The sequence below is a fragment of the Nonomuraea sp. B19D2 genome (assembly GCF_040137845.1).
Taxonomy (GTDB): Bacteria; Actinomycetota; Actinomycetes; order Streptosporangiales; family Streptosporangiaceae; genus Nonomuraea.
Genome location: NZ_JBEFAK010000021.1, coordinates 72,246 through 85,862 on the forward strand (window position 1 = coordinate 72,246; position 13,617 = coordinate 85,862).

Below are 13,617 nucleotides of genomic sequence, written 5' to 3' on the forward strand. Positions count from 1 at the left end.
GGCGCATGCCGGCCAGACTCGCCCGTCCCTACATGTGGTGGTGGGGGGCGGGGATCGTGCGGGAAATCTGGTTCTCGGTGCCCGGCTCCACGATCACGAACTGGCCCATCATCCCCGAGTCCTCGTGACGGAGGATGTGGCAGTGGTACATGTAGGGAGTCCGCGGATCGGTGTACCGGCCGAACTGGACGGCGAGCCGGACGGTCGTCTTCGACGGCACGTAGACGGTGTCCTTGTTGCCGGTGGCGTAGCCGGGCGGGGCTGATCCGCCCACGTCCAGGATCCGGAAGGCCACCTCGTGGATGTGGAAGTTGTGCGCGTAGACGCTGTTCTCGATCTCCCAGATCTCCGTCGCCCCGGCCGGCACCACCTCGTCGATCCGGGCGGCGTCCATCTCCTTTCCGTTGATCGCGTCGTGCCCGTTGAGCTTGAAACGCCGCACCCTGGCCCCGGCGGGCACGGCGATCGGCGCGGTGCGCGCCAGCCGCGCGGGCAACGGCTGTGAGGGGGCGAGCCGGGCGGCGGCAACGATCTTCAGCAGCTCCAGGTCACCCTCGTCGATGTCCGCGGCGCCGCCCAGGCTGCGCAGCACGACCTGCTCACCAGGGGTGAAGTCCACCACGATCTCCATCCGCTCACCAGGCGTCAGCGACACCCGGTCCGCCGTGACCGGGGCGGGCAGCAGGCCGGCGTCGTTGCCGACGACATGGAATTTCCGGCGGTCGGAGAAGACGAGGTTGTACATGCGGGCGTTGGATCCGTTCAGGATCCGGAACCGCACCCGCTCGGTGGTGACGTTGACGAACGGGTCGTAGGTGCCGTTCACCAGGATGTGGTCGCCGAGGATGCCGAAGGTGCCCTTCAGCGGGTCCCCGGCCAGGGAGCCGTCCGCGGCGAAAATCTTGTCCTGCAGGATGAGCGGGATGTCATCGACGCCGTAGCGGTCCGGCAGCTCCACCTCGACGTCGTCGTCGACGATGAACATGCCGGCGAGCCCGCGGTAGACGTGCGTGGCCGTCTTGCCGTGCGGGTGCGGGTGGTACCAGGAGGTGGCGGCGGGCTGGTCGACGGTCCACTGCGGCCGCCACGTGGCGCCCGGTTCGATCGGCTGATGTGGGCCTCCGTCCATCTTCGCCGGCAGCCGCATGCCGTGCCAGTGCACCGTGCTGGTCTCCGGCAGCCGGTTGGTGACCGCCATCTGGATCCTGTCACCCCTGGCCGCCCGGATCGTGGGTCCGAGGAACGAGCCGTTGAACCCCCACGTGGCGGTCGACGTGCCGGGCAGAATGTTCGTCTGGCCGCTCTGCATGGTGAGCTGGAACCGCCGCACGCCGCCCTTGCCGGCCTCGGGGCGGAGCAGGGGCGGGATGCGCAGCTCGGTGCGGAAGCCCGGCTTGCCGGCCGGGCGGGACGCCCCTGCCTCCGATGACGAGCCGCAGGCGGCGGTAAGACCAGCGAGCGCGGCGGTCGTCAGGAACCGCCGGCGGCTCATGCCGTGCATGGTGATCAGTCCAATTCTGTCGATCTTCATGGTTCGATCGCAGTCTGGGCCACCCGCCCGGTTCCGAACAGTCGCCGGATTCATCTCATGGCGTGAGAACTTCATGATCGGCGGGTGCTTCGGCGAGGAGCTCGAAGCGATCGCCCGCGCGGGCGACGGTGAGCTCGCCGGCCACGGCCTCAAGGCGGGCACGCAGGTTCCGCAGCCCGCTTCCGTGCCGGTGAACGGCCTGGCCCGTCCCGCCGTTCCCCACCCTGGTTGCCGGTACGGCCTGGTCCACGCCGTCGTTGACGACACGCAGCCGTACCCGCCCGCCGGCGGAGGTGAGCTCGATGCGGACCTCCGCGGGCGAGCTGTGCCTGAGCACGTTGGTCACCGCCTCGCGCAGCACCAGTGACAGGACCGCGCCGACCTGCGCCGGCGGCTCGCCGGCGCCGGTCGCCGCGGTGCCGGGCAGCGGATCGGCGGTGGTCCGGACCCGAGCGCCCGCTGCCTGCAGCGCGGCTTCGGCGGCGGCCAGTTCGTCGGCCAGCCGCAGACGAGGCACGGCGTCGCGAAGCCCGTTGGTCTCGGACCTCGCGGCGCGCACCGCGTCGGCGGCACGCTCCAGTTCCTCCCCCGCCCGCACCGGATCGGCGTCGAGCAGCCGCAGCGCCAGCTCGCTGTGGAGGATGATCGCGGTGAGTCCGCGGCCGAGCAGGTCGTGCAGGTCCCTGCCGGCTCTCAGCTGCTCCCGCAGCGCGGCCAGCTGCACCGACTCGGCCTGCGTCCGCCTGACCTCGACGACGAGCCCGGTCAGCCGGGTCAGACCGTACACACCCATGGAGGTGAACAGTGTGCTGCAGGCGAAGTAGGCTCCGGTGACCGGCCCCCACGAGAACGTGCCGCTCAGGCCGGCCACGCCGACGATCATCGTGCAGAGCAGCCAGGACACCGGTGCCGCCAGGTACAGCAGCACCGCGCCGCCCAGGAAGCCCGACACGATGAGGCCGGACTCGGCTCCGAGCGCCACGGGGAGATAGGTGGCCAGGACCTGAAGCGGCAGCGTCCAGTGCCAGCCCCTGGACCGGTCGCCCGCCCGCGCGGCGGCCAGATGCCGCAGCTGCAGGCCGAAGGTCACCGGCAGCAGGGCCACTCCGACCACTTCGCCGGCACCGAGGTGGACGTCCTGGGCGGTGAGGTTGAACACGGCCTGGCCGATGAAGATGGCGTGCACCAGGACCAGGCTGGGCATGGCGAGACGCACGACCCGCCAGTCGTAGGCGGGCAGCGCGACGGGGGGCGGGTCCGGGGCCGCGGGCAGCGAGCGCACCCGGGCCAGCGTCTCCCGTGCGATGCCGACCGCATGGGCGATCTCCCTTTTCGCCGCCTCCCCCTGCTGCGACCGGGCCCGATTCACCAGCCGCTCGGCAGTGGACAGGCTCGTCAGGAGCAGCCCGCGAGTGTGCCGCCACAACCGCAGCCGTTCCACCTCTTCGGCCCTCGCGGCGAGCTCGTCCCGCTCCTGCCGGACCTTCTCGGCCAGGCCGATGAGGTCGCTGAGGCCGTACAGCACGAGGCCGGCAGTGATCGGCGCCACGATCGAGTGGTAGACGTCCTCGGCCCCGCGGCCCAGGAGGAACGCGACGACGCCTTCGAAGGCCGCGACCAGCGCGAACAGCGCCCAGGCGCGCCGCCCCCGGACCACCAGCAGGATGGAGGCCGCGACGAACGCCGTTCCCCCGGTCCACCAGGCGTCCGGCGTGACCAGGAGGGGCAGATAGTTGACCAGCCCCTGCGCCACCAGCAGCCACGTCCGCGTGACAGGCGGCCGGCCCGGCGGGGAGATCGGCTGCTGGAGCAGGGCGACCAGCGTCACGGCGAGGACGACCAACGTGGGATCCGTGCCCCGGTCGAGGTGAGAGCTGATCCGGATCCCCCACAGGGCGCACAGGACCCAGACCAGAAGCGCGACCGGTTTCACAGCCAGCCGGCCTCTGTGGCGATCCGGACGGCGTGCAGCCGGTTGCGGGCGTGCAGCTTGGTGACGATCGCGGTGAGGTAGTTGCGCACCGTTCCCACCGACAGGAACCGTTCCCTGGCGATCTGCTCGATGTCCGCCCCCTCGGCGAAACGGCGCAGCACATCCAGCTCGCGCTCGTTGAGCGGGCTCTCCACCACCTCCAGGGCGGCCACGGCGAGCTGCGGATCGATCACCCGCTCACCCGCCGCCACCTTCCTGATCGCGTCCGCGAGCTGGTGCGGCGGAGCGTCCTTCAGCATGAACCCGGACGCCCGGGCGGCGAAGGCCCGGCGGACATTGGCGGGGCGGCCGAAGCTCGTCACGACGAGGACGCGGCACTCCGGCAGCAGGCTGCGCAGCTCGGCGGCGAGGGAAAGGCCGTCCACACCCGGCAGTTCGATGTCGAGCACGGCCACGTCGGGCACGGAGGCGAGCGCCGCGGGCACGACCTCCTCCCCCGATCCGACGTCCGCGACCACTTCGATGTCAGGCTCCAGGCCGAGCAGCGCGACCAGCGCGCCGCGCACCAGATGCATGTCCTCGGCGAGCAGTACGCGGATCATCCGTCACCCCGTTGAAACACGGACCGATTGTGCCGCATTTCGCCCACCTCGTGAGATCTTCACGAAACCGGCACGAAGATCTCACGAGGTGAGGCACGGGAGAGGGATCGCTACCCGTACGATTTGGCGACTCCGTCGAGCAGGTGCTCAAGAGTGTCATAGGCGGGGGTCTCGACCACGTCGATGAGATCCGTCGCCACGCGTACGTTGTGATCTGCGGCGACCTTGGCGAACTGGGCGGCGGCACCGGAGCGGAACCCGTGCTCGGCAGCGAGTCTCTGTAGCTCCGGGTCGGTGCTCAGCAGGCGCCCGACCCGGTCGCCGGACGCGTTGAACGGCACCAGGGTGTGCTTGGACAGCACGGTCGGTGACGGGTACATCAGCACCATCCCCGGCTTGAGCTGCCCGCGCGTGGCGGCGTCCACGAACTGCGCCTCGTAGATCCAGACCATCGGGGTCGGGCCCATGCCCACCGTGAGGTATTCCTTGAAGGGGCCCTCGGAGGTGTTGTCGGTGTAGCCCTGGCCAGTGAAGAGCTGAGACACCAGGGGGAGCACGGTCTTTTCCGCGGCGGCGCCGTGCACGATCGTGCCGTCATTCGCGACATAGCTGGCGATGGCCAAGTACATGGCCGCGGAATTCGACGTGCGCGGATCCGTCGTGGAGACCAGGATGTTCTTGCGGACGGGATAGACGGTGTTGCCCGTGAGCTGGTCCCACTGCACGTCCGTGGTGACCAGCTCCAGGTAGCGGCTGACGTCGAAGGTCAGGACGGCCCCCTGTTTCACGACGCCCGCCTTGCGCAGCAGGTCCGCGATGGGCTGGAACGTGGCGATGGCCATGGGCGAGGAGAACGGCGTGTATTTCGCACTGACGTGACGCTGGCGCTGGATCCGGTCGCCCGCCGGTGCGCTCGACGGGAACGCGAAGTCGTACTGTCCGAGGTCGATCGAGGTGGCGATCTGGCGTGAACCCGCCGGATCGACTTCGACCCTCACCCCCTTGTCCGCGAGGGCCTTCTGCACTCGTGGATCCTCGAAGAACGCCTTCTTCTCCGAGCCGATCACACCGCGCACGGTCGTGAGCGGGAGCGGGGTTTCCTCCTGCCCGGTGTTCACGACCACCACTACGGCGGCGACCACGGCCACCGCGACCACGATCAGCGCAAGAAATCCCTTACCGCGGACTTGCGCCGACTGAATTCGGGCCGGCCCGGCGACTTCCGGAGAGCGACTTCCCCCTGTGTCAGATATGTCACCGATGGCGTTAGATGTCGTTTTCTCCGTTGTCGCGGGACGAGGGTCCGGCGCGACCTCCGGGTGCAGGTCCCCGGTGACCTCCGGCGGCGCCCCGGCCCCCGCCTCCCGGTTCGCCTCCACCAGTTCCCGGCGGACGATGCGCTCGACCAGGATGGGGACGAAATCCCGGACGGGACGGCCGTCGAAACGGCGGTGGATCGTCTCCACCGCGCTCTCGACCTGCCCGGCCGGGTGAGTGCCGGCGAAAACCTGGACCAGATGGTCAGTCGCTCGACGTATCGCCTGTTCCTCGCGGAGGGTGTCGACACTCACCAGCATCTCCTCGGCTTACTCATTGGTCGGGCACCCGCGGCCTTCCGGCCCGCGCCGCGCCAACCTTATAGGGGTTTTCGGCCGAGTCGATAATCCGAGTCAAGGCTTATTCGAAATCGCAGATGACCGCCGATGCGGCCGAGCGAATTGAAGCTGTTGTTCACCTTGCCGTGGATTTAGTTCGACGAAATCAATGATGAAAGTCAGAGCTTGTTCATCAAGATGACCCGTGGCGGCGATGCCTCTTGGGCAGCTTGAACCCGCGCTCGGCCATGACCTGCCGCAGCCGATCGGGATAGTCGGTGATGATGCCGTCCACGCCGTCGTCGATGAGCTTGTTCAGCGTCGGCTCGTCGTCGATCGTCCACGGGATCACCTTGAGCCCGAGCGCGTGGGCCTGGTCGACCATGTCCTTGGTGACGTACGCCTGGTAGCCCGGGTCCGTCACCTTGCCGTTCTGCGGGAAGCCGTGCACCGGCGAGAACGCGTCCGCCCCGAACGACTTGACCGCCTTGAGCGGGTCGCCGCCGAAGGCGTCGATGTCGATGCCGCCCAGCCAGGGCGAGGCGCCGGGCTGGCCGGTCTGGAGGAAGTCGCGGTTGGTGAGGGCGACGAGCGGCAGCCGCGGCTCCAGCTCCCGCATCCGCATGAGCGCGCCCCAGTCGAAGCTCTGGATGGTGACCTGCCGCAGCATCCCGGCCCGGCGGATCTCCCGGAGCGTCACCTGGACGAACTGCTCCCTGGGCGCCGTCTCGCTGGGCGCCCCTGCCTCCACCTTGGTCTCCACGTTGAGCTTGACGTCCCGCGCCCGGTACCGGCCGACCAGCTCGAACACCTCGCGCAACGTGGCCATCGGCGCCCCCGGCACCGCCCGCTGCCCGGGGAATGCGGCCAGCGTCTGCGAACCGCAGTCCATGGTCCTGATCTGGCTGAGGGTGAGCGTGTTGACGTACTTGCCGACGTAGGGGAACTCGGGGTCGTCCGGCACGGCCGGCGCCGTGTCGCGGCACTTCGTGCCGTTGACCTTCCTGTCGTGGGTGACAACCGCCTGGCCGTCCTCGGTGATCTGCACGTCGAGCTCGAGCGTGCTGACGCCGAGCTCCAGCGCGTTCACGAACGCGGGCAACGTGCTCTCCACCACGAGCCCGAGCCCGCCCCGGTGTGCCTGGAGATCGAAGGCACGCCGCCCGTCCGCGTCCGCCACGCCCGGCACAGCCGTCACCACCAGCGCCGCCGCCACTACCGCAAGCCATCTCTTCGTATTCACATGCGAAAAGATCGGCCATCACGGGTACGGCAGGGCGTACGCGAGGTGAGCCCCGCCAGGCGGTCAGTGGAACTGCGGGACGATCAGGTAGATGCCGTACAGGACCACCGCCGTGCAGGCCGCGAAGCACAGGACAGCCGCGGCCAGCCCGCCGGCGCCGCTGCCGGTGCCTTGTTCCTGAGCGGACCGCCGGGCGGCGACCGCCAGCACGCCGAGCGAGAAGACCAGGACGATCACCACGCTCACGGCCAGGCTGACGACGAAGACCTGGCCCAGGGCGGCCCACTTGATGTCCATCGGGTTCCTCTCAGACCGCGGTCGGGACTTCGTTGACGTTGCCGGCATGGACGGGCTCGCGGCGGCCGGCCGCGTAGAGTCCCGCGGCGGCGGCGATCGCCACCAGCGCGGCGATGGTGACGCCGAGGGTGCCGGTGACGGCCACGACCGCCACGACCCCGCCGACCGCCGCGGCGGCGGGCAGGGTGAACAGCCAGGCCAGCGCCATCCGGCCGGCCACATTCCAGCGCACCTTGGCCAGCCGGCGGCCCAGCCCGGTGCCGAGGATCGCGCCGGAGACCACCTGCGTGGTCGACAGGGCGAAGCCCAGGTGAGAGGAGACCAGGATGACAGTGGTGGCACTGGACTCGGCGGCGAAGCCCTGCGGGGACTCGATCTCGGTGATCCCCCTGCCCATGGTGCGGATGATCCGCCACCCGCCCACATACGTCCCCACCCCGATCGCCAGGCCGGCGGCGGCGATCACCCACAACGGCGGGCCGGAGCCCGAGACCAGCGCGCCGGACGAGATCAGCGTGAGCGTGATGACGCCCATGGTCTTCTGCGCGTCGTTGGTGCCATGCGCCAGCGACACCAGCGACGCGGAGACGATCTGCCCGAACCGGAACGTGGTCGTCACCGACCCCTGCCGGGTCCTGGCGGTGATCGTGTACGCCAGATAGGTGCCGCTCATCGCGACGAATCCGGCGATGAGCGGCGAGGCGACCGCCGGGATGAGCACCTTCTCCAGGACCGTGCCGAAGTGCACGCCCTGGATGCCCGCGCCCACCCATACGGCGCCGATCAGCCCCCCGAACAGGGCGTGCGAGGAGCTGGACGGCAGCCCCAGCAGCCAGGTGAGCAGGTTCCACAAGATCGCGCCGATCAGCCCGGCGAACACCATCGGCGGCGTCACCAGGTGATCGTCCACGATGCCGCCCGAGATCGTCTTGGCCACCTCCACCGACAGGAACGCGCCCACGACGTTCAGCACGCCCGAGATCGCCACGGCCGCCCTGGGCCGCAGCGCGCCGGTCGCGATCGAGGTGGCCATCGCGTTGGCGGCGTCATGGAAGCCGTTGGTGAAATCGAAGACCAGCGCCGTGATGATCACAACGACGACCACGAACGTCACATGCTCCATAGGGACGGCCCCATCGTCTCGACGCCACCAGGACGTTGGGCGCCGGCTGTGAACCAGCCGTGAACCCCCGGCCGACAGGACGCCCCGGTGGGCGTATACCCCTCCTTGGGGAATCCGATACGAGCAGCGTGCCTTGTGCCCTTCAGGCAGCCGGCGGGAGAGGCTTGTCGTACAGCCAGGCGGACAGCAGCGGGCCCACCGGACGCGCCGTGTGCCGCTGGAGGTGCGCGGCCAGGTCCTGGGTGGTGACGTTCCCGTGCCGGTGGGCGGTGGTCCAGGCGCGCAGGGCGGGGAAGAACTCCGCGTCGCCCAGCGCCCGGCGCAACGCGTGCACGGTCAGCGCGCCCCGCTTGTACACGCGGTCGTCGAACAGCATGCCCACGCCGGGGTCGGCCAGCACGAAGTCCTGCGGCAGCCCGGCGAGCCGCTGGTGCCAGCGCCGGGCGTGATCGGCGGCGGACGGGCCGCCGGACGCCTCGGACCACAACCACTCGGCGTAGGTGGCGAAGCCCTCCTGCAGCCAGATGTCGCTCCAGCAGGACACCGTGAGGCTGTTGCCGAACCACTGGTGCGCCAGCTCGTGCGCGATCAACCGCTCGAACCCGCGCCGGCCGTCCACGTGATTGCGGCCGAAGATCGACATGCCCTGCGCCTCGACCGGGATGTCCAGGTCGTCGTCGGCCACGACGGCGACGTAGCCGGTGAACGGGTAGGGGCCGAACCGCTCCGTGAACACCGCCATCATCTCGCCCTGCCGGCCGAAGTCGTGCCGGACCCGGGCGCCCAGGCGCGCCGGGTGGGCCAGCCGGGCTCCCGCGACCTCGGCGACCTGATAGCGCCCGATCTGCACGCTGGCCAGGTAGCTAGCCATGGGCTCCGGCTGTTCGTAGATCCACGTCGTGGTCCCGGCCCCGCGGCGCCGGGCAGTGAGCACGCCGTTCGCGATGACCCGGTACGCAGACGCGGTCGTCACGGCGATCCGGTACGACGCCTTGTCGTCGGGCCGGTCGTTGCACGGGAACCAGGAGGGCGCCCCGATCGGCTGGCCGGCCACCAGCGCGCCGTCGGTCAGCTCCTCCCATCCCAGACCGCCCCAGGGGCTCGGCACCGGCACGGGTCCGCCCGAGTAGCGGACCTCGACGACGGCGCCGGCTCCCACGGGCAGCGGCCTGGGCAGGGTCACCCGCAGCTTGCCCCCTCCGTGCACGTGGCGGGCCGGGACCCCGTCCACGGTGACGCCCGAGACCCGGAACCGGCCGAGGTCCAGGTCGAGGACGCCGACGGGGTCGGCGGCCGACACGCTCAGCCGGGCCGTGCCGTCGAGCCGGTTGCCCGCCACCCCGTACTTCAGCGTCAGGTCGTAGTGCGACACCCCGTACCGATGGTCGCCGTGCGCGGGAAAGTACGACGTCATCGCCACGCCGAGATGGGATTGCCGAACCACCGCGTACGAGCGGGCACCGCCTCCCCACGCATGACCAGCGAGGCCGGCCCGATCGTGGTGTCGGCGCCCACCCGCGCGGCCGGCAGCACCACACCGTGCGGGCCCAGGGTCGCGCCCGACTCCAGCGTCACCGTGTCCATGCTCATGACCCGGTCGTGGAAGAGATGGGTCTGCAGGACGCAGCCCCGGTTGACGCACGCGCCGTCGCCCAGGGTCACCAGATCCGCCTCTGGCAGCCAGTACGTGTCACATGAGACCCCATGCCCGATGCGCGCCCCGAGCGAACGCAGCCACACGTTCAACGGCGCGGTCCCCAGCCACGGCTGCGCGAACCAGGGCGCCGCCAGCACCTCCACGAAGTTGTCCGCGAGCTCGTTGCGCCACACGAAGGAGCTCCACAGCGGCCGGCTGCCCGCTCTGATCCGGCCGACGAGCGCCCATTTCGCGGCCGTGGCGACCGTCGCGGCGAGGACGCCCGCGGCCAGCAGCACCACGCCGCCCAGCGCGAGCGCCACGGCGAAGCCGTAGCCTGCCGCGAGCCACTCGAAGGCGGCGGCGACCAGGACGGCGAGCGCGACCGCGCACATCGCGGGCACCACCCGGAACGCCTCGACCAGCGCCCTGGCCACCTTGTACCGGGCAGGCGGGTGATAGGTGCGGCTGCGATCGGCCTCCTCGGCGGTACGGCGCAGCTCCATGGGCGGCATGCCCACGTACGACGAGCCGGACCTGGCCTTCTTCGGCGTCGCCGACAGCACCCCGACCAGGCCGTCCTTGGGCACCTTGCGTCCGGGCGCGGTCATCCCCGAGTTGCCGAGGAAGGCGCGCTTGCCGATCCGCGCCGACGCGACACGCATCCAGCCGCCGTCCAGCTCGTACGGGGCGACCATCGTGTCGTCGGCCAGGAAGGCGCCGTCTCCGACGGACGTCATCGTGGGCAGCGCCAGGACCGTGGACAGCTCGACGCCGCGGCCCACCTTCATGCCGAGCGCCCGCAGCCACGCGGGCGTCAGGACGCTGGCGTACAGCGGGAACAGCCAGACCCGCGCCGAGGCCATCAGCCGCCCCGTCGTCCACGCCTGCCAGGCCTGGCGGCTGTGCACCGGGTGGCGGCCAGCGTGCAGGCCCATACCGAGCAGCCGCACGCTGACCAGCGTGATCAGCGCGAAGGCGGCCATGCCGGCGATCGTCGCCAGCGGCACGCCCGGCAGAGCGGCGGCCAGGGCCTGGCCGAGCGTGCGTGCGTCGCCGGCGAACCCGGCCAGGACCGCGAGCCCGGCCCCGGCCGCGACCGCCGGGAGCAGGCTGAGCACGATGGCGGTGAGCCCGTACAGTGCGGCCCAGAACCGGGAGCGGGCAGGCCGCTCCGCCGGCCGCGACCTGCGTGACTTGCCCTGCCTGAACGCCGGGGCGCCGGCCCAGAGCTGGCCCGCCGGCACGCTGCCGGCGACCGCCGATCCGGGGGCGATCTGGGCGTTCTTCCCGATTCTGGTGCCGGGCAGCAGCGTCGACCGGGAGCCGATCCTCGCGCCGGCGCCGATCCTGATCTCGCCGATGTGCAGCCGGTCGCCGTCGTACCAGTGGCCGCAGAGATCGACCTCCTGCTCGATCGACGCGCCCCTGCCCAGCTTGAGCAGCCCCGTGACGGGTGGCGGCGAGTGCAGGTCGGCGTCGCTGCCCACCTGGGCGCCCAGCAGGCGGGCGTACCACGCCAGATAGGGCGCGCCGGCCAGGTCGGGAACGCCGAGCCGCTCGGCGAACCGCTCGGCGAACCACAACCTCAGATGTACGCCGCCGCCGCGCGGATGACTGCCCGGCCGCACACCGCGCAGCAGGAGCCGGGCCACGGCCGCGGACAGGCCCATCCGCCCGGCAGGGGTGACGAACAGCAGAGCGCCCAGCGTCACCCACCACCACGACAGGGCCGGGGCCCACGCGGGCGCCAGCAGGTTGCCGAGCGCGGCGAGCAGCACGATCCAGCGCATCGCGCCGACGGTGAGCAGCGGAACCATGAGCGCCGACTGCGCCAGCGCGGCACGCCTGGGCATCGGGGTCACGGGCCGCCGTTCCGGCTCCGCCTCGCCCCGGCCCTCCAGCAGCCGCGCCAGACCGCCCAGCGTCGGCTGCGCGTACACGTCGCCCACCGCCACGTCGGGATGGTCGGCGCGCAGCATCGACACCAGCCGGGCCGCCGCCAGGCTCGTGCCGCCGTCGGCGAAGAAGTCGGCGTCCCGTCCTCGCGGCGCCACGCCGAGGATGGCGGTCCACCGTTCGGCCAGCGCCGCCTCGGCCGGGCTCAGCCCGTCGCCGGTGGTGGCGGGCGCGGCCATTGGCCAGGGCAGCGCGTCACGGTCGACCTTCCCTGAGGTCCTGGTCGGGAGCGCGTCGACCGCCGCCAGGCGCGGCACCAGGGCCGCGGGCAGCGAGTCGGCGAGCAGCACGCGTGCCTTGCCGAGGTGGTAGCCGGGCTCGGTGACGACGTAGCCGACGAGCACCTGGTGGCCGCCGCCCGCGGTGCGGACGGCCGCGGCCGCGCCCGTGACCCCGGGCAGCGCCCCCAACGCGGCCTCCACCTCGCCCAGCTCGATCCTGCGCCCGCCCAGCTTCACCGGGTCGTCGGCGCGGCCGTTGAACACCAGTCCCTGGGGGTCGGCACGTACCAGGTCACCGCTGCGGTAGGCCCGCTCCCAGCCCAGCGACGGCAGCGGCGCGTACTTCTCGGCGTCCTTGACCGGGTCCAGGTAGCGGGCCAGACCCACACCGCCGATCACCAGCTCGCCGGTCTCCCCCATCGCCACCGGCTCGCCCTCGCCGTCGCCCGTGAGCCGCGCCGCCGAGGCCACCACCGTGGCCTCGGTGGGCCCGTAGGTGTTCCACACCTCGCGCTCGGGCACGGCGAGCCGCTCGGCCAGCTCGGGCGGGCAGGCCTCCCCGCCGAAGATGAGCAACCGGATCCGGTCGAGGTGCTCGGCGGGCCACAGCGCGGCCAGCGTGGGCACGGTCGAGACCACGGTGATCCGCTGCTCCGCCAGCCAGGGCCCCAGGTCCATCCCGGTGCGTACGAGGGCTCTGGGCGCGGGCACCAGGCAGGCGCCGTGCCGCCACGCCAGCCACATCTCCTCGCAGGAGGCGTCGAAGGCCACCGACAGTCCGGCCAGCACCCGGTCGCCGGGGCCCAGCGGCCGTTCCCGCAGGAAGAGCCCCGCTTCGGCGTCCACGAACGCGGCCGCGGACCTGTGCGTCACCGCGACCCCCTTCGGCCGGCCGGTCGAGCCGGAGGTGAAGATGATCCACGCGTCGTCGTCGAGGGCGGGCGGCGAAGGGGCCGTCGCGGCGCCACCCTCGCTGCCCGCGCTGCCCTCGCTGCCACAGACCGTCAGCTCGCCGGAGATGACCGCGTCGACCTCGGCCTCGGCGAAGACCAGCGCGGCCCGTTCCGCCGGGTCATCTGCGTCGACGGGCACGTACGCGGCCCCGGCGGCGAGCACGGCGAGGATGGACAGGTACAGCTCGGCGGTTCCCGACGCGACGCGCACGCCGACCCGGTGGCCGCGGCCGATCCCCGCCGCGGCGAGCTCGGCGACGAGCCGGTCCACCTCGGCGCGCAGCGAGCGGTAGTCGAGGCGTACGGTGCCGTCGTCGATCGCGAGCGCGTGCGGGTGCAGGCGAGTGGTCTCGTCGAGGACGTCGATGAGGGTACGTGGCGGCGTCGCCAGCACGCCCGCGGGATAGATCGCGCGCGCGGTTCTGTGGCGTAAGGAGGCAGGGTTGCTGGGCAAGAGGGCTCCGTGGATCGGCGACGGCTGACACTGAAGGGTACGCGCCGTTCCCTCTTGATCGCCCACGGGG

At 71.4% G+C, this 13,617-nt stretch carries 9 protein-coding genes; all 9 read right to left on the bottom strand.

What is annotated here, in order from left to right; genetic code table 11:
- Positions 1-28: 28 nt before the first annotated feature.
- Positions 29-1,531 carry a multicopper oxidase family protein gene (locus tag ABN273_RS33030; RefSeq protein WP_349452999.1) on the bottom strand — a complete coding sequence of 501 codons (1,503 nt, stop codon included), beginning with the start codon at positions 1,529-1,531 and terminating at the stop codon, positions 29-31.
- A 55-nt stretch (positions 1,532-1,586) separates the two neighbouring features.
- Positions 1,587-3,464, bottom strand: coding sequence for a sensor histidine kinase (locus tag ABN273_RS33035; RefSeq protein WP_349453000.1), 1,878 nt, complete (start codon positions 3,462-3,464; stop codon positions 1,587-1,589).
- On the bottom strand, positions 3,461-4,066 hold the full coding sequence (locus tag ABN273_RS33040) for a response regulator transcription factor (protein ID WP_349453001.1): 606 nt from the start codon (positions 4,064-4,066) through the stop codon (positions 3,461-3,463). The genes ABN273_RS33035 and ABN273_RS33040 overlap by 4 nt, the downstream gene beginning before the upstream one ends.
- 110 nt (positions 4,067-4,176) lie before the next feature.
- Positions 4,177-5,637 carry a three-helix bundle dimerization domain-containing protein gene (locus ABN273_RS33045; protein WP_349453002.1) on the bottom strand — a complete coding sequence of 487 codons (1,461 nt, stop codon included), beginning with the start codon at positions 5,635-5,637 and terminating at the stop codon, positions 4,177-4,179.
- Positions 5,638-5,854: 217 nt separating this feature from the next.
- Positions 5,855-6,904, bottom strand: coding sequence for a glycerophosphodiester phosphodiesterase family protein (locus tag ABN273_RS33050; RefSeq protein ID WP_349453003.1), 1,050 nt, complete (start codon positions 6,902-6,904; stop codon positions 5,855-5,857).
- 63 nt (positions 6,905-6,967) lie between these two features.
- A complete protein-coding gene (locus ABN273_RS33055; RefSeq protein WP_349453004.1) occupies positions 6,968-7,201 on the bottom strand; it encodes a hypothetical protein in 234 nt (77 codons plus the stop codon).
- Between the two features lie 10 nt (positions 7,202-7,211).
- Positions 7,212-8,324, bottom strand: a complete 1,113-nt coding sequence (locus ABN273_RS33060; protein ID WP_349453005.1) for an inorganic phosphate transporter — start codon at positions 8,322-8,324, stop codon at positions 7,212-7,214.
- A gap of 142 nt (positions 8,325-8,466) precedes the next feature.
- Positions 8,467-9,738 (bottom strand): M1 family metallopeptidase, encoded by a 1,272-nt coding sequence (locus ABN273_RS33065; protein WP_349453097.1) that lies wholly within the window; start codon positions 9,736-9,738, stop codon positions 8,467-8,469.
- Positions 9,735-13,547, bottom strand: a complete 3,813-nt coding sequence (locus ABN273_RS33070; protein ID WP_349453006.1) for a Pls/PosA family non-ribosomal peptide synthetase — start codon at positions 13,545-13,547, stop codon at positions 9,735-9,737. Before ABN273_RS33070 ends, ABN273_RS33065 begins: the two co-directional genes overlap by 4 nt.
- Positions 13,548-13,617: the final 70 nt, after the last annotated feature.